The sequence below is a fragment of the Ferrovibrio sp. MS7 genome (assembly GCF_038404985.1).
Classification (GTDB): domain Bacteria; phylum Pseudomonadota; class Alphaproteobacteria; order Ferrovibrionales; family Ferrovibrionaceae; genus Ferrovibrio; species Ferrovibrio plantarum.
This window is the reverse complement of the sequence record NZ_JBBKBA010000001.1, coordinates 1,923,419-1,943,265: the sequence shown is the minus strand read 5'-3', so window position 1 is coordinate 1,943,265 and position 19,847 is coordinate 1,923,419. Positions and strand designations below refer to the sequence as shown.

Here is a 19,847-nt window from a genome sequence, read left to right as displayed (position 1 = left end):
TTTATCGGGTGTTTTGGTATCGTTACTTTTTACAATCACAGCTTATGGTCCGGCCATAAACTTAGCTTGATTCCTGCAAACACAAGAAGCGGAGCTGCCGCATTTAGGGGAACTACGATGATCGTGTGCGGCGTAGAGTTAAAAGGAAGCGAAGCAAGGTTAGTTTTGGTTTCCGTCAATACGGATGCAAGCCCGTATCACATTGGCTGCAATACAAAAAAACTCATCCTTGGTGAGGACAGAAACACTGATTCAATTAAAACATTTCTTCAGGCAGTAAAGACTTTTGCACATGAAAACAGAGTCGATGTTTTCGCAATTAAGTCGAGGGCAAAGGCGGGAGCAATGAGCGGGGGGGCCATCTCATTCAAAATGGAGACGTTGTTTCAACTATCAGATCGCGAAATTGTTTTCATAAGTCCCGTTACGCTAGCAAAATTCGCAAAATCAAATTTGGGGGGCATTCCAACTGAAACGCTTATTTATCAGAAAGATGCTTATCTTTGCGGGGCATATCATCTCAAAAAAGCTGGGCAGCTTTAATGAGTTTGGATTTGTCCTTCTTACCAGAGTCCATCCGCCCCAAAGCAGAAGAGCTTTCGAAGGATATAGATTTTTTTGCCACCAATTCAAAAGGCTCGAATGGGTACGTTCTATTCGGCTTCAATAAGATTTTGAAACGTCGAGTTGTTGTTAAATTTTATTATTGGGGGGGAGGTGATCACGCCGAACCTGCCCTACTCGCAAGCTTCAATTCTCAACACATCCTCACAATAGATCATGCTGAGAGCATAAACGAAGATGATGCCTTCTTTATGACGCCATACTGTGCGTTAGGAGACTTGGATGACGCGCTCAATAATCGCAAATTTGGACCTGTGGAGGCCATCGACGTCATAAGCCAGATTGCCGCAGGCACAAGTTTTTTACATGGCAGTGGACATCTTCATCGCGATCTAAAGCCGTCCAACATATTTTGCGTGTCGGAAAACAGATTCGTAATTGGTGATTTCGGATCTGTCGTTGCACACAATAACGAGGGTTATGCCAAAACACTTACAAAGCACTCATTGCTCTATCGGCCACCCGAAGAAATTCAAGAAAGCCGCTTCTATCGCGAGGGTGATATATATCAGCTTGGATTTATTTTTTATCAAACTCTAGGAGGCTCATTGCCTTATGATGAGCGCGATTGGCTAAAAGATAAGCAAAGAGAAAAATATGACGGATTAGCCAGGCTTGATCGACAAGCATATGCCACCTCAATTATTGAGGAGAAAATTGGTAAAGGTAAGATGCTCAAGGTTTCTTCTCTTCCACCTTGGACGCCAGCTTCTCTAATCAAAATTATTAGAAAGTGTTGTGCAAAAGCCAGGACTGATAGGTATTCATCTGTTGCTGATCTAACAGCTGTGTTGAACAACATTAGAAGCAGGATACCTGATTGGCGTATATGTGAGTTTCCCGTGCTACATCGCGCCAAGAAAAAATATCGTGTCATTCCTTACAAAGGCAACTTCGCAATTGAAAAGTGCGTTGGCACTAAGTGGCGAAGAGAACACTCTTATTCAGTGTCAATAATCGATGAAGCGATACGAATTGCAGAAACGCTTTGAATCTTTAGCCTATGAGATTTGTAAAAAGTTGTTCTTCAGTAACTGTTTGTTTCTGCTTTTCGCAAAATTGCATGGGGATCAACCCCTATTGCTCTGCTGACAAGTACGAATTCTGCAACATCAAGGCGTCGTTCCCCAAGTTCGAATTTCGATACGAATGTTTGCCGCTGTCCAAGCCGTTCACCCAACTCAACTTGTGTTAAGCCCGCCTCTTTACGAGCCGCGACAAGCAGCTTGATCATTCGGCGATAGAGGTCGGATCGAAGTGAGGACAATTTCGGCGCCAGTGCAAAGACTAGCGCCTCTATAGAACCCATTTTTAGGGTACCCCAAATTGGGGTTTTTTGATATATTACCCCTTCGGCTAAGCATTCTTGCTTGTAGCGAGGCTGAACTTGGCCAATGCGGCTGCTTTGGCACGAAAAATTGACGGCGGATTTCCGCCGTGTTTTTTGGAATTACATGTTTTTTCAATAGCTTATACAGGGACCAGATGACCACCACAGCACACATCCGCGCCTCTTTCTTGCTTCTCACCCTGACACTTGCCGCCTGCTCACCGGTCGAGACCAAGACCACACTGATGACCCCTGGTATCGGCCAGATCCGCTCGGCCGGTCCCGGCGACACGGTGATGGCCTTTCAGATCCAGCGCTCGCTGCCCAATGCCTTCGGCAACGCCGACATGTTCGGTCGTACCGTCAATGCCGGGCGCACCACCGTGCGCTATATCGGCACACTGGATGGCCGGGCGGTGTTCGAGCGGTCGCAGATCGCCATCGACAGCAACGCCACCACCATGAGCGAAACGCCGCTCATCGTCCCGCAGACGACCACCAGCAGCATGAGCGGCTCGGTGGGGACGACGCCGGTAACGGCCACCTCAAGGTCAACCTCGACTCAGGTCATCGGCCCGCGCGGTTCGACGGAATACGCCAGCCAGACGGCACCAATACATATCAGCCTGGGGGCCGGCGAAAGCGTGCCCATCGAGGGCAAGCGGCTGCGCGTGGTGCGCGTCACCTCGGTGTCTGTGGATTATGTGATCGAGTGAGCCCGGCAGCATATCGCGTATGCACCGGGCTTGATCGCAGGATCGAGCGGGTCCCCCGGCATCGGCTCGGAGGGGACCCGCGCAAGGGGGGAGTATCGAGCCATTCCGCCCCGGAGAAGCGGCGGATAAAATGCAACGGGCGCCGGGATAACCGGCGCCCATGCTGTATTCGGGGCTGGACTGGCCGGCTGCCCTATTCCTCTGGCTCGACGGGGATATCTTCCGGCTCCAGGGCGATGTAATCCGCCACCTCGCATTCCCCGCAAGCCTGCAACGCCGCCTCAATCTCGTCGGCGGGTAGGCGCATCAGCCGCGCCGCCTGCTCCAGCGGTATCCATGCCTCGGCCCCGCTGCCTTTGTACCTGACCAGGATATGCATCGCCCCATCTCCTGTGACCAACAGGCCAGGAAAACACAGCCGATAATCTGGACACAATTATCGCCGTGCAGGGCGTCGCTGAGCCGGGGAGGCCCAGGGAGCCGTATGGCCGCCAGCAGCTATGGGAGTAGCTACCCCCATGCCCATGGCGCCGGGCGTATAGTCGGCGGGGCGCGGCGCAGTATGCGGTAGCGCCCCTGCCCCTAGCTGGCATAGGCCCGGTCCAGGGCCGCGATGGCGGCGCTACCGTCACGAACAGCCTGGGTGTAATGGCCCAAGGTCACGGTCGGGTTGGCATGGCCGGCGATCTGGGCCACTAGCCCAACCTCGATGCCCTGTGCCTGCAAGGTCGAGATGAAGGAATGCCGGGCAGAGTGCGGGGTGACATAGGGCAGGCCGAGGCGCTTGAAGGCCGGCGCCCAGTAGCGCTTGCGGAAGTTCTGGTAGAGCAGCGGCCCGCCGCCGCCGATGCGGGGCAACGGCCATTCCTGCAGCCGACCGGGGCCAGGGAAGACGCGATGCAGTTCCTTGCCCAGCCGAGGGCAGCGCACCCGCCAGGCCAGCAGCATCTCGCGCAAGGCCGCGCCCATGGGAATGTCGCGGGTGCCGGCCTCAGTCTTGGTCATCTCGGTGAGCGAGCCGTCGCGCTCCTGGATGCGCTGGATGCGGATCACATTGCGCTCGAAATCCACCTCGCTCCACAGCAGGCCCAATTGCTCGGAAGGCCGAGTGCCGGCAAGGAAGGCGAAGGCGTAGTAGATGCCCTGCTCGGCATCCTGGCGCGCTGCCGCCACCAGCTTGGCGATATGCTCGGGCGTCAGGATGGCCTTCTTCGCCCTATGCCGCGCCCGCGCTAGGCCCGTGGGCATGGACGGCGCACGGATGGAGAAATCTTCCTCGGCCAGAGCCAGGATCGACTTCAAATGGCTCTTAGCGCGGTTAGCGGTGTAGGTGCCGCATTGCTCGACGATAACCCGATGCCACTGACGGATCATCGCTGTGTTCAGGTCGGTCAGCTTCACATGGCCGAGCAACTTGATGAACTGCGCCCCCTTGGGCGCGATGCCGCTCTCGGTATAGTCGGCGCGTTCCTGGCGGCTGCCGACTAGCAGCGGGCCACGGATGGCGCCATTCGCCACCACCTTGTAGCCCTTCAGCGTGGACGGCTTCACCTTGCCCAGCTTGTCGCCCAGCCAGTGATCGATGGCCTGGGCCAGCGTCGGAGCCTTACGCTCGTCCACATAGCTACCCTCGGCCACCTTCACCAGCAGGCTATTGCGGAACGCCTCGGCATCCTTTTTACGGTTAAAGGAGCGGCGGCAGCGCTTGCGGGTCTGCGGGTCCTTGAACTCGCAATACCATTGGAGATGGGCGGCGATGCGGCCATCCTTCAGCTTGCGGCGACGCGTGGTGGTGGTGATCGAAACCTTGAAGTCGTTCATAGGATTGCTCGCGCTAGGCAAAAAACGGCGAGGAAAACATTGCGAAGTGACCGGCACAAGTAATCGTGAAGCAGCGCCCAGCGCCTAACCCGGTAACCAAGACCGTAACCTCGAGATTTGAGAGAAGACCGAAGCCGCGCGACGACGCGGCCTCGGCAAATTCAGATTCCATGCCCATAGAGGTTGAAATCGCAGCGGGTGGCGGTGGCGGCGGTGGCATGGGCAGGGTACGGGCGCCGGGCGGCACAGGGCAGCGCCCATAACCTGCCTGCCCACAGCACTGCACACCGGGAATTCCTGAGGTACATGCCACTGCCGCCACCGCCACCACTAGAATGGATGACCCGAGCCAGTTGGCGTGCTGTCATCGACATGCCCCTCGGGCTTCGGTCGGCTGAAGCCGCGCACGGTTTTACCCTCCACCTTAAACTTGCCGGGCATCCAGCCAAGACCACGCATCAAGCCCGCAAGCCGCTTGGCATGGCCATTGTGCTGGCGCTCAACGGGGATGCCTAAAATCTCGCCGAGCAAATCGCTGGTGAACGCTCGAACCTCCTCCCCGGCCACCCGGCCCCGAATACCGGCCAGCTTTTCCAGCCAGGGGTCTTCCTCAAGCCGAGCCTCCTGCTCGGCGGCGGCAATCGCCCACAAAGCCTGCGGCAACACGATACTCTCGCCCTGAGCCTCGCGTAGCGCCGCCTCGGCCAAAAGCTGGTCGCGGTCGCGCCGCAACGCCTCCAGGTTGATAGTGCCCGTCCTTACGGGCAGGAAACGGCGGTTGCCGGTGCGATCCTTCAGGTAATTACTTTCGTTGGTGGTGCCCACGAATATGGCTTGCCGCTTCCGGCTATCGGAATAGCGGGCATAGGACATGCGTGCCCGGTCTACTTGCCGTGAAGCAAAAGCCTTGACCTTTTCCACCTCACTTTTATTGAGGCCGGATACCTCACCCAGTTCAAAAATCCACACGCCCTCCATTGCCTCGATCTGGGCCTTGGTGTCGAGGGTGAGGATTTCATTGTCGGAGTGGTTGCCGGGGCCAGCCAAGATTTGCAGCGCCGTGGATTTGCCGGTGCCCTGCTCGCCTTCCAGGATGACGATAGTATCGAATTTCACGCCCGGCTGGCGGACCCGCCGAACTGCGGCAATCAGCACAATCTTGCTAATCGCTTCGTTCAGCGGCGTGTCGGCAGCACCTAGATACGTGGTGAGCCAACGATTAAGCCTTGGCACACCATCCCAGGCCAAGGCATCAAGCATCTGCCGGATCGGATGGAATGCATTCTCCAGACAAAGCTGAGTAATTGCGTCACGCACGTTCTCAGCTTTAGGATCGAAATCAAAATTCTCAATGATAGCGGCCCGCAATATGGCGCAGGCATCGTCACTCACTTCGCCCGCATGCTCATCAAGAGTATTGCCATTCACTATTTTGCGATGGCGGAACAGATCATGCGAGAAACTCACGCTAATGCGCTGAAGGGCGACAACTGCATTGCGCATGGTCGGCTTCGGCCCGCCACTTTTATCGACATCCGGCCAACCGCTCGTTATGGCGGCAAGAGCAGAGCGCGCTTGCCTCAGTGCATACCGCTGCGGTGACTTCTTCTCCAAGACCGAATGTGAAATCTTGAAGGCCGGATTAGTCAAAACGCCCGCAATAATTTCCTCCGTACAGCCGGCGCGTGCCAGATCGCACGACACCTTGAAAACCACCTCACTACGCGAGCGGTAACGCGGATTATCGCCATCACGTGGGCGTTCGGGATCGTCCCCTTCCTGAATCAGTGATCGCGTTTCCGGCGACAGCGTGGGCGGCAACGCGTCGAAACCAACCGGAACAAGAGGCGCATTCTGCGCCATCGCCCCCTTCGGGCTGGCCAGCTTCGGAGCGTCGCCCTGCGGGAAGTCGCTCAGCGAATAGCTCAACGCCCAACTCGCATCCACGACACGAGCATGAGCGGGCTTGCGCCCGGAAGCCAGTTTCTTGGCATTCGGAATGTTTACCGTACCTGGTAGCCGCATAAGGCGGTCGATGTTGTGGCAATGGTCGCCGCCGACCACCTCAGCAACCAGTTTGTTAATGGCCTCCACGCGGAGCAGATCATCCGCTGGCTCGTCCAGCCTCCAATAACCGTGGTATCCGCCGCCGGAAAACACAATCACGGTCGGTGGAAGCGAAAAGCTGCGAAGACGCTCCTCGGCGCCCGTATCATCGATATCGACATGCACGAAGAGCGCCGCAGCAACATCGTTCTTGGTGGCCTTTTTGTTCACAACGCCAGGGCGAAGCTTATTGACGTGGAAATAAAGATTGGCTCCCCCCTGTCTAACCTCAATCCAGTCGCTCATTTCTTCGCAGTCATTGGCCAAGAAGGTGCGTGCCTCGACTCTGCCCTTCATGTCGATAGCGACAAGGTGCCAGGGTTGTTGCGGAAACATCCGGCCGAGGAAATCGACGGCCTGGTCGGAACTGCATTCGACAGGAACAGATGGCTTGTTCATTGTGCTCTCTCGTATTTTAGGCAAGCCGCTTCCGTTCCGCGCCAAGAGCACGGCTGGTTGGCTCAGATTGTGGGGAGGGTTGGCTAGGCGGCGGACATCAAATTGAGGATGTCGCGCAGCTTTACATAGCGGCGTTTGTTCAGCAGCGAATAGGTCGGGATGATCCCCACCCGAGCCGCGCGTTGAATCTTGAAGTAGGGAATACGCAGCGCGACGGCTGCGTTTTTGAAGGTGCGAAGCTGGTCGAGGTCATCGAACAGCGGTGGGGTTACGTCTGCGTTCATTGTTCTATCTCCTTATTCAGACATTGCCGTCTGACAGAGATAAAAATACGCATGCAAACACGCCACGTCACAAAGCCTATTCCTATAGGCTAAGCCTGTAGGAAAAAATCACGAGCGAACTACCGAAAGAAAAACTTCAATTGACGGCACCCCCTCGAATTCGACGACAGCGAGCGCATTCAATTCAGCTTTATTCAAGTTCTTTTGCGCCATTGTGGTGACAATTCGGTCACGATACTCGCCTTCTCGGACGAGGGTTCTGAACCAGTCTAAATCATAGTTTGGCAGCACCTGCCGGCTATTTTTGGCGTCGATGAATTTCCAAATTGCTTTTGCCGCGCTTGCTTCAGCCTGTTGGCGTGTTTGCTTTTGTTCATTCATAAACCAGAGCAAAAGCCTCGCAAGGAAAACACGTTGAGGCGTGCGATCCGAAGCCCGAGCCCCCTTTGCGCGATTTCGGTAAGTTTCGAGATCGTCACTGTCATCAAATACATGTGATGCGATGTAGCCGTGACAGAACATTACCTTGCCCCATTGCTGTACAAATTCGGGGGTTAGCTTCCGCTCATCCAACGCTCGCTCAATATAGGGGAGCAATCCTCGCCCTATTTCCAGGTAATAGTCTCGCTGGTCGTTTTCTTCGCTTACGTTACGATAGCGAACCGAACCCATACTTATCCGCGCCAGTTCTGCTGTCGGGGTGCTTTGAAGATCGACATCAAGCGCCTGCTCTTTGGTTTCTACGGGCAGCTCATAGAGCAGATGTCGAACAAATACATACTGCTCTCGAAGTACCTTCCACATCTCGTCTTCATTGGCAGGTATTCGTAGAATATCGTCGTTGTACATGATTTCCCCATATGCTTAGGCCGCGATGGCATGATTATGTTTTTTAGTAGCGAATAAGTGGTGGGGCTAGAAGCAAGAAACTGAAAACTCACGGGGTCATCAATGGTTAAGGCGAGAACATGCGAGGTGCAACGCGGTAATCTTTGGGAGGAAATCGATATCGCCGAAGCGCTCACCATCGGATCGGGATATCTACTGCGCTGCTGCGAGTGTCATGGCCGTGTTCGGGCACACCGGAAGGCTAACAATGGGATGCGAGAGCACTTTGAGCACCGTATCGCTCATCCGGGCTGCAGTCGGTCGACAAAATTCTCCGGCACCCGTTCAATCCATATGAAAGCACTCATCTAGTCAGTCATCACTACCGTAGCTAGCGCATGCGCCCGCGCGCGTAGCTGTGCCACCGTGGAAAGCCAGGGTATAGGGGAACGGTAGGTGCACCGGGATATAGGCTAACGGTAGCGTATGCGGAAAAGTGCGTGTGAAATCATAAATCACGCACTTGGTTTAGCCGTGCCTGACGATCATGCGACTCGGCGTCTCGACGGTAGCCATCCGCCAGGTCGCGAATCGTTGCAGCAAGCTTTGGCCATTTAATCTCAAGCACGGCAGCATAATCATCAAATCGCTTGGCCACCCCTCTTTCCTGCTGGCCGCCCTCAAAGGGGTCGCGAGTAGTCATCCCGCGACTATTGAACACGCCAGAGCTAAATGCGTCGCGCATCGAGTCCGTTCCGATATGCTCCAACACATCGCACACAGCCGGAGAAGGCCAAACCTCTTCCCCGCGAAAAGCGTTCCACGCAAGCATTGTGCCGATCTTGAAGTCAGCGATGCGGCCTCTCGCTACTTCGGAAGCTATGGCGCGGCATTTATCTATCCATTCCTTAAAAGCGACAACGTCAAGAACATCATTATGGGTGAAAGCTTTCACCACATTCCAGTGCTCTATGACGCAAGAACATGTCTCGGCAATGTTTGCTTCATGTTTTTCATCAGCAATTTTCCAACCTTCAGGATCATTTCCGTCATCAGTTCGGGGATACACATAACTGAGCATCCGAACATACTCAGCTGGCTCTTCCACGAAATGGCGGCTAAGATTCGGCATGCCCCGCTCTGTATCGACAAGTGCCATGGAAAAACCGAACTCAAGCTTGGCCATAGCCGCCTGATCTGGAGCAGGTGACCGATCAAGAATTTTGAATGCATCTGCAATATCATAAGCAACCGGAACTGATACACCAGGCTCATCGATTGTTAACAGGGAATGCAGAACCATCTGCATAGACTCCGCTGAGACAAGTTGCTTGTCCAAGCGAATAGCAAAAAATGCAGATCTCGGGCGGCCAACTGCTAATAGGTTCCTGATAACAACCTCAACATCTTCAGCAGTCCAATCGAACCACCCAATGTTTACCTTGGCCCAATACTTGCCCCTCAACTCTTCAGGTTGCTCATCTACTAGACTCCAAACCACTCGCCCAGTCGGCGCCTGACAAAGAATGTCGATAAACATCTCATCTGAAATATTCTTTCTGGCGCATTGACCTACATAAAGCCGCAGCAAAGCAGCCAGCTCTTGATCTTCGAGCGCGGCAAAATAACCCCTACGAAACAGTGCCAATTGATTACTCGATACTGCGTTATCCATAAACCCAACGATAGATTCCTGAGGTATTACTTCAGTTAGTTTCTTGGCAATAAAATAAGCGACAAGAGCGGGTTCTTTAACACCGAGTGCAAATCGAAAAATGCCAGCCTCACCTTCTACTGCAAGAATCTCCAGCAGCGCCTGGAAACGACGCCCATCCACACGTTCTTGCCGATCACTATAATTTTCATCTTCATCTAGTTCGTCAGCAGATAAATCCAGCCAGCGCCTCTCAAACAACCACTTATGGCGTTCGCAAAGATTGGACGGTTCCAAACTGCTGAATACATCCTCCACTTCTTTCACATCATGTTTCTTGCGGCGCCGAGCGATATATTTGCGCAAAGTTTCTTTGAGTGCGGCTTTGTCTCCATCAGCAGCAGTCAGCGCCCAACTACGAACAATATTCCATAAGCGAGTCTGATGGTCCGCAACAAAACATGCGGCAACCGGTACAATTTTCTGCAGGTGCTCCAGGTAATACGACGCCCTTGTCAACAGCAATTCTGCCGCCGCTATAGCCATGTCGTAGTATTCTATCGCACTGGCTCGGCGACCGGCATTGGCCGCATCGTTGCGCCAGCGCGGCCTAGTGTTATCTGTTGCTATAGCATGACGGGTATCAACCAAACTGATTGCCAAATCGAAGGCAACTTCCGGCTCCACATTGAAGAGTTGTTGTAACGTTTCAACCCGCATTTCGATAGGGGCGGCAGTTTTCGGCAGCCATGTGCGAAATAGTGAATGTAGGCTATTGGCAGGCTTGTTTACCCAGTTGTCATCCAAATGCACTCGACTCAAGATGGCAAGAATGCCGACAACCCGCCCATATGTCCGTGGATTCCAAGCCAACAGTTCCAGGGCCCACAACAGTTCCACCCGAAGACATTGGTCAGTAACGCCCCCCTTCGTGACGGGCATCAGCGCCATAACAGCCGGTTGCGCCTTGGCCAAGTCGCGCTCCAAAGCGCTAAGAAAGGAATCAGGCGCAGCTTCGGCAAGTAGACGAAGATTAACTCTGATTGACACCCACTGCTCACCCGTGAGATCGGTCAGAAGTCGAGAAACTAATGCGCTTATGCGGCCCTGGATATCTATACCAAGACGGCGCCCGCAAATAGTATTTCCATGAATTGCGAGAAGGATGAGTGCATTACCAATACCCTTTAGTAAGGCGCCAGAAAAGGGATGCTCTTTACCAAGGATATTGGCCATCCAGCGTTTTTCTTCGGGCAAATCAAGTGCAGGATCACGTACACCGATAGCTCGTTCTATTACGGAGAAGAACCGATCAAAGTCTAATTTTGTTAGTCGTGGACCGATTGCGAACAAGGCATCGATTTGGGACACAACACGGTTGTATCGACCAATTGCCTCAATGGGTGCGTCGTCAAGTGAAAGTAACTCATTGCTATTCTGCTCGATTTGCTCAACGGACAGATTTGCAATGGCCGCCAACGTGCCAAGGTCACCGTTACGACCAAGATGCCAGGCGCCACAGAGGGCAAACGGCACCAACTTTCCTGCAATCTCTGAATCACCCGACCATTTCGGCTGAGCCAAAGCAGGGGTTACCGCCCAGCGGCGCCTAAGAACTGTAATCGAACGACCGCTTTCCCGCTCCGCAACCATAATCTCATGGTCTGTGAGGCCAAGCTGTTCCAGGCACTTCTCAAAGTGCTCCCCGCTGATCGGCTCTAAATCAATATCAGGTGCGCCCCCTACCTGCCCCCGTGCCAGTGGGACAATCAGCGGAATCTGCGACGAAAGGTGAGCGAATTGCTCTTCGGCTGCCGCGTCGGACAACGCGAGTATTTGCCCTTCAGGCTTACCCAGTTGATCAGGCTGAAACTTCCCCTCAACAACAAGCAATCGATCTGAGAGTTTTGGCTGTGTACCAAGTGCCGCGCAGACAAAAGCGAGAGCTTCATGTCGAGAATCCGCAGCAACTGTAATTGCTTGTGAAGGACGCTTTTCGATCAAATCGACTAATTTCGAAACCAATTCATCACGACCTGCGAGGAGCAGTTCTGCTGGGAGTTCAGGCTTTGCGGCACATGACCATTTCCGCCAATAATCAATGGCCGTTAAAATGCCCTCAACAACTCGCCCAAGGACGCGAGTAAGCCACGCCGCTGTAATCGGACTTACTTCGATCCATTGCTCAAGATCGTCGGCATCAAGGCACCGAATGTCGGCCCACTGGTCTTCTGCTTTCCGTGCAGCAACCCAGGCAGCTTTACCCGACCATCGCCGTGGCGTCACGAATACAAAGGTTGATTGCCGCCGCTCCTCGACTACTACCGTTGTCGTGCGCTTCCGGTAGTCGCCATCCGCTTTCTGCTTGATCTTGCGATCACAACCCATCTCCCAGATGGATTTGCCAGCAGGCGCCCAGACATTGCCCTTCGAGGTTTCTAGCGCACCATCAAAACCTCCGATTTGAACAGAATCACCACCTGGGAAAGTGATCACCGTCAGGTCAGAGCAAGTGCAATGGATCAACCGACGAATCAGCACAGGCAATTGAGACTGTGCCTCACGGCGATCAGCCCAATGCGAAAGATCGGTAGCTGAAATTGCAGGCCACAAAGTTACCTACCATCATCCGAGTCGCCCGCATTTATTCTATTATGAGTTGTTAAAAGCGCGAACCTCTCGATTACCTCTGATAAAAAGCCTACTTGGGGTTCAATGGATGCTGGTTTTAAGTGTTTCGTATAATTTAATGCCGGTTATGGCGCCGGTTACCGATGGGTCACTGTATTAATTTTCTTTTCGGCTTCATATGAGGTCAAAAGAATTCATTCCGCTCGATATACTGTCGAAGGTTGGCTGTAGTGGTGCCAGATATTCTTATGTACAGAAAAGAACCTCGACATATTCTTTTGTACTACTTTGACACTGTAATTTTTCCTTTGCCAAGGTTGGGGTCGTGAGTTCGAATCTCATCGCCCGCTCCAATTTACCAGACCATCCAAAGCCGCGGTTTCCCGCGGCTTTTGTGTTTTCGGGGCGGTTGAAGTCGCGGCGGGCGCGATCAGCCCCGCCAGTGCATCAGCGTATAGGCGCCATCGCTGTGCACCGGCTTGAAGCCGAGCCGCTGGTACAGCCGCAAAGCCGGATTGCCCTGCAACACATTGAGCGAGACGAATCCGCCGGCCGCCGCCGCCATGGCCTGCACGCCGCGCAGCAGATCGCCGCCAATGCCGCTGCCGCGCCATTCCGGCAACAGCGAGATATCGACCACGCGCAATTCCTCGCCGGGGCCAGCCGTGACGCCGGCTGTTTCGGGATCATCATCCTGCTTGGAATAGTCGCGGCGCCAAAGGTAGAGCCGCCCGAGCGGTGCACCGCCGCGCTCGATGATATGGCGGGCCATGCCGGGATAATGGCTGCGGTAATGCTGGTCCTGCAGCCGGAACTGGTCGGCGAGGAAACGCTGCTGCAGGCTCATCGGCCAGCCGCTGGCAGCCATTTCATGCAATCGCGTGCTGGCATAGAGCAGGCCGAGAAAATCACGGTCGCTGCTCTCTGCCCCACTCCCGGCCACGCTTTCGCTTTCCAGCCCGCGTTCCGGCCGCAAGCCGATCCGCTGCCGCCGCAGGCTGGCCGGCAGCGGCAGCCATGGCAGCGCCCCGCGCTGCGGCTCCGGCATGGGCGCGATCAGCTCGGTCTTGGCGGCCACCAGCCGTTCACGCATATGCAGTAGCGGATCACCAGGAAGGGCTGATGATTGTCATGCGCGGTACCGGAGCCGACCGGGGTCACCGAGTTCGCAGCCAGAGTGGTATCCGCAGCGGCAGCGCTGAAGAGCGAATAGGTGTAGTTGTTCCCCGCCTTGAGCCTGAAGGCGGGCGGGCCGATCAAAGCGCTTGAACTGGGAGCCGTCAGTCGCGTCTGGGTGGGAATGGTTTGCAGGGTATGGTAGTGGGCCGCCATTTCCGTGTATTGCAGCGTAACCGTATCGACGCCGCTGCTTTCCGTACAGGTGTAGTCCGCCCACTCGGGCGGATTTGCCTGCGGGTTGACGTAGGTGCCGAAATGCATCGCCGCCTGGCCGCGCAAATCCGGCAGCTTGAAAGTTTGACCCGGGGTGCCGCCATACAGGTTGCCGATGACGGCATAGAGCGCCTGAAATTGCTGCACTTGCAGCTCCTGGCCGTTACATTCCTCCCAATCCCAGGGACAGAACTGGTAGGGAAACGCCCTGATCTCACCGTAGAAGGCATCCATGGCGGCGCTCCCTTAATTGCCGGGGGTCGGATAGAGCCCGACCGTGCAGATCATGTACATCATCGCTGTGGCGGGCATGCGGTTTTCATGCGGCTGGCCGCCACCCTCGAGCGAGAGGGCCGTTGGATCGAAGGCCCGCACCGTGCCGGTGGTTTTCGGCATATACATCTGCTGGGTATCCGGCGTGTCGGCCAACATCACTACCGGGCTGGGAGCGGCGATATTGCCCTCAACATTGACCACCTGGAAACTATGGGTATGCGCCGGCATGGTCGCATCGGTCAACACGACCTGGATCACACCGCCCTGGTTGCCCACGGCATAGCTGGTGACCGGATCCGGCGGGTTGGTATAGGTGCCGGTGCCGATGACCAGTCGTCCCTGCAGATTCGGCAGGGCAAAATTGGTCTGTCCATTCCCGCCATACGTGGTCCCGATAACCGAATACAGGGCCTGGTATTGCGAGATGGACAGAAGCTGCCCATCGCAGGGCAGCCAGTCGGTCGGCGCGTAAATGCTGGAAAACAACCGGATTTCACCGAGGAAGGCTTCCGCCATGGGGCAGGCTCCTATGTGGCAGGGGGTTTCAGGGCCGCGGCGGGTAGATGCCGGTCAGCGCGATACAGCAGACCAGGGCCATGTAGGGCTGACGGTTTTCATGCGGCTGCGAGCCGCCCTCACTGTCTATTGTCGTCGCCTCAAGGGCGACCAGAGGATTGCTTCCCTGCGGCGCGTATACGAGCGGCGCGCTGGGCGGTTGCGGGTTCGGTTGCCCCATGGCGCTGGTCGCCAGCAGGTTGCTAGTCGGGTTGGCAGTCGTCGCGCTGCCTGAAACCGCGGCTACAATATGATTATGAGCCGGTATCTGCGCTTGGCTGAGCGTGACACCTATGCTGCCGCCGATGTTGCCAACATTGGGCTTCATGCCGCTGCCCGTGCCATACATGTGCACCATGGCGCGGCCCTGCAGGTTGGGCAGGTTGAAGTTGACGTTATCTCCGCCGAACGTATTGCCGATCAGGCTGAATAGCGCCTGATTGCCTTGCACGGGCAGCGTGCTGCCATCGCAGATATGCCAGCCGGCGGGGATGTTCGTGAAGGAAAAAATCCTGATTTCACCCAGGAACCAATCCGACATCGCCCGCTCCCCCCGTTATTGCCCGCAATGAATGCAGGAATACTCTCCGCCCGAGAACACTGAATGGTTGCATCACTCTGCCCGGATTCCGTGCGGCCGCCAAGACAAAAAATAGTATTCACGGCAATTAGTGGATCACTACGGTAGGGATATCGCGCGGCCACGGCGATCTCACTGCTTTCCATGCCGCCCGATCACGACCGAAAAGGGCATTCCGATACCCGCAGGATCCGCCCTTCAGCCACCCGGTGGTTGACGCTTGCCCAGGCAATCCCCATTCTTCCTGCATGATCAAAGAGATCGGCCAACGCAACCGCGAGATCCTGCGCCTCGTGGTGGAAACCTACATGGCGACCGGCGAGCCGGTCGGTTCGCGCATCCTGTCGAAGAAGCTGGACCACAAGCTGTCGCCGGCCAGCATCCGCAACACCATGGCCGACCTGGAAGATGCCGGGCTGCTCTTCGCGCCGCATACCTCGGCCGGGCGGCTGCCGACCGAGAGCGGCCTCAGGCTGTTCGTCGACGGCCTGCTGCAGGTCGGCGACCTGACCCATGACGAACGCTCGGCGATCGAGAATCGCTGCGCCGCCTCGGGCCGCGGCTTCCAGGAGGTGCTGACCGAAGCCACCGCCGCGCTCTCCGGGCTTTCCGGCCATGCCGGGCTGGTGGTGGCGCCGAAAGTCGATGCGCCGCTCCGCCAGGTGGAATTCGTACCCGTCGGCCCCGGCCAGGCCCTGGTGGTGCTGGTGACCGAGAACGGCCAGGTCGAGAACCGCATGATCGACATGCCGCTCGGCATGAGCCCATCGGCGCTGGCCGAGGCCGGGCAGTTCCTCTCCCGCCGCCTCAAGGGCCGCACCATCGACTTGGCGCGCGAGGAAGTCTTGGGCGAACTCACCGCACGCCGCGCCGAGCTTGACCAGCTCACCTCAAAGGTGGTGGAAGCCGGCCTGGCGGTGTGGGGCGGCGAACCGGCCCAAGGGCGCAATCCCGGCGGCACCCTGATCGTGCGCGGCTCGGCCAACCTGCTCGACGACGTGGCGGCGATGGCCGACCTGGAACGCATCCGCTCGTTGATGGAAGAACTGGAAAACACCGAGGAAATGCTGCGCCTGATCGACCTCACCCATGGCAGCGAGGGCGTGCGCATCTTCATCGGCTCGGAGAATACCCTGTTCCGCCAAGCCGGCTGCTCGCTGATCGTGGCGCCGCTGCAGAACCAGCAGCAGCGCATTGTCGGCGCCATCGGCGTGATCGGCCCCACCCGCATGAATTATGCCCGCTTGGTGCCGATGGTGGATTTCACCGCCCAGGTGGTGGGCCGCCTGCTGCGGTAAAAGCCGCTTGGTTGAAATTTGCCGCCCCTGCCCGTATATGCAGGGCCGCAGCTATTTAGAGATGTAAGATGAACACCCAGCCGACCCAGCCTGCCCAGGACAGCGTGAATTTCGACGCCGCGATCAACACCGAACCGAGCCTCGGCGGCGACGCCGTGTTGCTCGCCGCCGATCTTGCCAAGGCGCAAGCGGAAAGCGCGGAACTGAAGGACAAGCTGCTGCGGCTGGCAGCCGAAACCGAGAATCTGCGCCGCCGCCTGGAGCGCGAGCGCGATGATGCGGTGAAGTTCGCTTCGGCCAAGTTCGCCAAGGACATCCTCACCGTCGCCGACAATCTCGGCCGTGCGCTGCAAAGCGCGCCGAAGCCCAGCGAAGGCGAAGCCGCCAAGAGTGATCCGCTGAACAACCTGCTGGTCGGCATCGAGGCCACCGAGCGGGAACTGATCAGCGTGTTCGAGCGCCACGGCATCCAGCGCATCGATCCGCAGGGCCAGCGTTTTGATCCCAATCTGCATCAGGCGATGTTCGAGGTGGAGAACCCGAACCTGCCCGCCGGCACGGTGTTCCAGGTGGTGGCCGCCGGCTATGTGCAGCATGGCCGGCTGCTGCGCGCCGCCATGGTGGGCGTCACCAAGGGCGGTCCGCAGCCGGATGGCGCCACTGCTGGTAGTGTCGATACCAGGGCGTAAACCCGCCCCCAATGTCACGGCGCCGTCACGTTAGGCGGCGATAACAAGGCCTCAAGATCCATGAGGCCTGCCGTGCATATGAGCGATGGCGATCTGCTCGAGACCATAGGCGGTGTCGCCAGTCCCCGTACCCCAGTGCCGCCCGGCATGCGTTGCGAGGATGTCGACCGCCTGTTTGCCGCCGACCCCGATCTCGGCGCGCTCGCGGTGGTGAATGAACAGGGCCGCCCGCTCGGCCTGATCAACCGCTACGACCTGATCACCCATCTTTCGCGCGACTATGGCCGTGCGCTCTACGCTAAGAAACCGGTGACGGCGCTGATGGACCCGGAGCCGCTGACCGTGGAGGCGCAGCTCGGTATCGACCGCCTGGAAGCGCTGATCGCCGACGAGCACCCATCAGCCCTGCTGCGCGGCTTCATCGTCACCGCCGATGGCCTGTATCACGGCGTCGGCACCGCGCTGTCGCTGCTGCAGTTGAGCCGCGCGCGCAGCGAACGGCGCAACCGCTCGCTGGAACGCGCCCGCGCCGCCGCCGAGGAAGCCTCGCGCGCCAAGACGCGCTTCCTCGCCACCATGAGCCATGAATTGCGCACGCCGCTCAACGCCATCATCGGCTTTGCCGAGGTGATGCGCGACCGGCTGTTCGGCCCGCTTACCACACCGCGCTATGCCGAATACGTGCAGGACATCCTGGCCAGCGGCCAGCATCTGCTCGGCCTGATCAACAACATCCTGGACATGGCCAAGATCGAGAGCGGTGGCTGGACCATCCATCCCGCCATGATCGATCCGCAGGAAATGGCCGAACTATGCATGCGGGTGCTGCGGCCTCATGCCGAGCGGCAGGAACTGAGCTTCGCCACCCGGTTCGATCCGGCGCTGGAGGAAGGCTATGCCGATGCCCAGGCGGTGCGGCAGATACTGCTGAACCTGCTGTCGAATGCCGTGAAATTCACGCCCAAGGGCGGCCGCATCGAGATCGGCACCCAGGCGATGGAGCATGGCGGTTTCCGCATCTGGGTCAGCGACACCGGCATCGGCATCGCGCCGGAACATCTCGACCTGGTGCTGAGCCCCTTCGGCCAGGTGGAGAACGATCTCACACGGCAATATGAAGGCACCGGTCTTGGCCTGCCGCTGGTCAAGGCACTGGTGGAGCTGCATCGCGGCACATTCCTGCTGCAAAGCCGGCTCGGTCAGGGCACCACGGTGACGCTGGAATTCCCACCACCGCTGCAATCGCCCCAGCCTCTGCAATCAGCTGTCAGCGCGGCAGCGTCACCCGCCGCAAAGTCAGGTTGATCCGGCCGCCTTCCGGCAACAGCCGACTGCTGCCAGCATGGATGCGGTCGATGCCGTGAAAGGCCAGACGCGCAGCGCCGCCCAGCACCAGCACATCGCCGCTGGCAAGTTTCAGCGAGCGCGTCGGATCGCGGCGGTTCTGCCCGCCGATGCGGAACAGGGCGCTGTCGCCAAGCGAGATCGACACCACGGGCGCCGAGAAATCCTGCTCATCGCGATCCTGGTGCAGACCCATCTTCGCCTCAGTATCATAGAGATTGATCAGGCAGCATTCCGGATCATGGCCGTAGCCGCTCACCGCGCGCCAGACGCTCAGGATGCGTTCCGGGATCGCCGGCCAGGGCCGCCCGGTTTCAGGATGGGTTGATATATAGCGATAGCCGCCATCACGGTCGGTATACCAGCCGAGCGCGCCGGCATTGCTCATGCGCACCCGCATCGGCTGGCCGGTTTTCGGCATCAGCGCACGATAGGGCGGCGCCTCGGCCAGCAGCGCACGTACATCGCCCAGCAAAGCCGCCTGCGCCGCCGCATCGAAATATCCGGGAAGGAAATGCAGGCCGTCCGACATTTCTGCAATGTAGGACGGCCCGCTGGCCTATGCTAGGTCACCCTAGGCCATATCCGCCGACTGGATGCGCTTCACGCCCTTGGCCTTCATGTCGGTCCAGGCCTTGGCAAGCGAGCCGGCGGCGTCGATGCCACGGCAGGCATCCTCGATCACATAGGTCTCGAAGCCTTCCTTGCGCGCATCCATGGCGGTCCAGGCGACGCAGAAATCGGTCGCCAGGCCGACGACGAAAACCCGCTTCATGCCGCGCTGCTTGAGATAGCCTCCCAGTCCGGTAGAGGTCTTGCCATCGGCCTCGAAGAAGGCCGAGTAGCTGTCGACATTCTTGTGATAGCCCTTGCGGATGACGAGCTGCGCCTGCGGGATCGCCAGATCCTTGGCCAAGGCCGCGCCTTCCGTGCCCTGCACGCAGTGATCCGGCCACAGCACCTGATTGCCATAGGGCAGCTTCACGCTCTCGAACGGCTTCTTGCCGCTATGCTGCGAGGCGAAGGAAACATGGTCGGCGGTATGCCAGTCCTGAGTGAGCACCACATTCTGGAATTTCTTCGCCAATGTGTTGATCAGCGGCACGATCACGTCGCCTTCCTTCACCGCCAGGCTGCCGCCGGGGATGAAGCAGTTCTGCACGTCCACCACGATCAGCACGCTGCGCGAGCCGGCGGAAACTTTGCCTGCCGCCTGGGCGGCACTACCAAGGCCGGCAAGCGCCGCCGTGGCGCCGAGGCCAAGCAGCAGATGGCGTCGATTGAAATGACTTACATTCGTCATGGCAGCACTCCCCCGTT

General features: G+C 57.5%; 20 protein-coding genes. 7 read left to right on the top strand and 13 right to left on the bottom strand.

The genetic code is table 11. From position 1 onward, the window contains the following. The first annotated feature begins 117 nt into the window (after positions 1-117). Positions 118-543 (top strand): DUF3010 family protein, encoded by a 426-nt coding sequence (locus tag V6B08_RS09270; RefSeq protein WP_341979949.1) that lies wholly within the window; start codon positions 118-120, stop codon positions 541-543. Next, the gene (locus V6B08_RS09265) at positions 543-1,616 is read left to right on the top strand and encodes a serine/threonine protein kinase (RefSeq protein ID WP_341979947.1); all 1,074 of its coding nucleotides are present in this window, start codon (positions 543-545) and stop codon (positions 1,614-1,616) included. Before V6B08_RS09270 ends, V6B08_RS09265 begins: the two co-directional genes overlap by 1 nt. Before the next feature lie 35 nt (positions 1,617-1,651). On the opposite strand, the gene V6B08_RS09260 is transcribed toward V6B08_RS09265, so the two are convergent. Further along, positions 1,652-1,858, bottom strand: coding sequence for a helix-turn-helix domain-containing protein (locus V6B08_RS09260; RefSeq protein WP_341979945.1), 207 nt, complete (start codon positions 1,856-1,858; stop codon positions 1,652-1,654). A gap of 251 nt (positions 1,859-2,109) precedes the next feature. Between V6B08_RS09260 and V6B08_RS09255 the strand changes: the two genes are divergently transcribed. Then, positions 2,110-2,670 carry a hypothetical protein gene (locus V6B08_RS09255; RefSeq protein WP_341979943.1) on the top strand — a complete coding sequence of 187 codons (561 nt, stop codon included), beginning with the start codon at positions 2,110-2,112 and terminating at the stop codon, positions 2,668-2,670. Between the two features lie 193 nt (positions 2,671-2,863). Here the strand turns inward: V6B08_RS09255 and V6B08_RS09250 are convergent, their stop codons facing one another. From V6B08_RS09250 to V6B08_RS09230, 5 genes are all read right to left on the bottom strand, one after another. Next, positions 2,864-3,049, bottom strand: coding sequence for a hypothetical protein (locus V6B08_RS09250; protein WP_341979941.1), 186 nt, complete (start codon positions 3,047-3,049; stop codon positions 2,864-2,866). Between the two features lie 203 nt (positions 3,050-3,252). Beyond that, positions 3,253-4,491, bottom strand: a complete 1,239-nt coding sequence (locus V6B08_RS09245) for a tyrosine-type recombinase/integrase (protein ID WP_341979939.1) — start codon at positions 4,489-4,491, stop codon at positions 3,253-3,255. Between the two features lie 330 nt (positions 4,492-4,821). Further along, positions 4,822-6,996 carry a VapE domain-containing protein gene (locus tag V6B08_RS09240; protein ID WP_341979937.1) on the bottom strand — a complete coding sequence of 725 codons (2,175 nt, stop codon included), beginning with the start codon at positions 6,994-6,996 and terminating at the stop codon, positions 4,822-4,824. A gap of 83 nt (positions 6,997-7,079) precedes the next feature. Beyond that, positions 7,080-7,280, bottom strand: coding sequence for a hypothetical protein (locus V6B08_RS09235; protein ID WP_341979935.1), 201 nt, complete (start codon positions 7,278-7,280; stop codon positions 7,080-7,082). A gap of 108 nt (positions 7,281-7,388) precedes the next feature. Beyond that, the gene (locus tag V6B08_RS09230) at positions 7,389-8,129 is read right to left on the bottom strand and encodes a hypothetical protein (protein WP_341979933.1); all 741 of its coding nucleotides are present in this window, start codon (positions 8,127-8,129) and stop codon (positions 7,389-7,391) included. 102 nt (positions 8,130-8,231) lie between these two features. Between V6B08_RS09230 and V6B08_RS21955 the strand changes: the two genes are divergently transcribed. Further along, positions 8,232-8,480 carry a hypothetical protein gene (locus tag V6B08_RS21955; RefSeq protein WP_502258299.1) on the top strand — a complete coding sequence of 83 codons (249 nt, stop codon included), beginning with the start codon at positions 8,232-8,234 and terminating at the stop codon, positions 8,478-8,480. 136 nt (positions 8,481-8,616) lie between these two features. On the opposite strand, the gene V6B08_RS09225 is transcribed toward V6B08_RS21955, so the two are convergent. The 5 genes from V6B08_RS09225 to V6B08_RS09205 form a co-directional block, all read right to left on the bottom strand. After that, positions 8,617-12,309 carry a hypothetical protein gene (locus V6B08_RS09225; protein WP_341979931.1) on the bottom strand — a complete coding sequence of 1,231 codons (3,693 nt, stop codon included), beginning with the start codon at positions 12,307-12,309 and terminating at the stop codon, positions 8,617-8,619. Positions 12,310-12,823: 514 nt separating this feature from the next. Beyond that, complete coding sequence (locus V6B08_RS09220; protein ID WP_341979929.1) at positions 12,824-13,486, bottom strand: GNAT family N-acetyltransferase; 663 nt, start codon at positions 13,484-13,486, stop codon at positions 12,824-12,826. Further along, positions 13,450-14,019, bottom strand: coding sequence for a phage tail protein (locus V6B08_RS09215; protein ID WP_341979927.1), 570 nt, complete (start codon positions 14,017-14,019; stop codon positions 13,450-13,452). Before V6B08_RS09215 ends, V6B08_RS09220 begins: the two co-directional genes overlap by 37 nt. A gap of 12 nt (positions 14,020-14,031) precedes the next feature. Continuing rightward, on the bottom strand, positions 14,032-14,577 hold the full coding sequence (locus V6B08_RS09210) for a phage tail protein (RefSeq protein WP_341979925.1): 546 nt from the start codon (positions 14,575-14,577) through the stop codon (positions 14,032-14,034). 28 nt (positions 14,578-14,605) lie between these two features. Next, the gene (locus V6B08_RS09205; protein WP_341979923.1) at positions 14,606-15,157 is read right to left on the bottom strand and encodes a phage tail protein; all 552 of its coding nucleotides are present in this window, start codon (positions 15,155-15,157) and stop codon (positions 14,606-14,608) included. Positions 15,158-15,444: 287 nt separating this feature from the next. On the opposite strand from V6B08_RS09205, the gene hrcA reads away from it, so the two are divergent. From hrcA to V6B08_RS09190, 3 genes are all read left to right on the top strand, one after another. Continuing rightward, positions 15,445-16,494 (top strand): heat-inducible transcriptional repressor HrcA, encoded by a 1,050-nt coding sequence (hrcA, locus tag V6B08_RS09200; RefSeq protein WP_341979921.1) that lies wholly within the window; start codon positions 15,445-15,447, stop codon positions 16,492-16,494. A gap of 68 nt (positions 16,495-16,562) precedes the next feature. Further along, a complete protein-coding gene (grpE, locus tag V6B08_RS09195) occupies positions 16,563-17,183 on the top strand; it encodes a nucleotide exchange factor GrpE (RefSeq protein ID WP_341979919.1) in 621 nt (206 codons plus the stop codon). 78 nt (positions 17,184-17,261) lie between these two features. Next, a complete protein-coding gene (locus tag V6B08_RS09190; protein ID WP_341981617.1) occupies positions 17,262-18,488 on the top strand; it encodes an ATP-binding protein in 1,227 nt (408 codons plus the stop codon). Here the strand turns inward: V6B08_RS09190 and V6B08_RS09185 are convergent. Then, a complete protein-coding gene (locus V6B08_RS09185; protein WP_341979917.1) occupies positions 18,451-19,059 on the bottom strand; it encodes an alpha-ketoglutarate-dependent dioxygenase AlkB family protein in 609 nt (202 codons plus the stop codon). The genes V6B08_RS09190 and V6B08_RS09185 overlap by 38 nt on opposite strands. Positions 19,060-19,101: 42 nt before the next feature. Next, positions 19,102-19,830, bottom strand: a complete 729-nt coding sequence (pncA, locus tag V6B08_RS09180) for a bifunctional nicotinamidase/pyrazinamidase (RefSeq protein ID WP_341979915.1) — start codon at positions 19,828-19,830, stop codon at positions 19,102-19,104. Between the last annotated feature and the right edge of the window lie 17 nt (positions 19,831-19,847).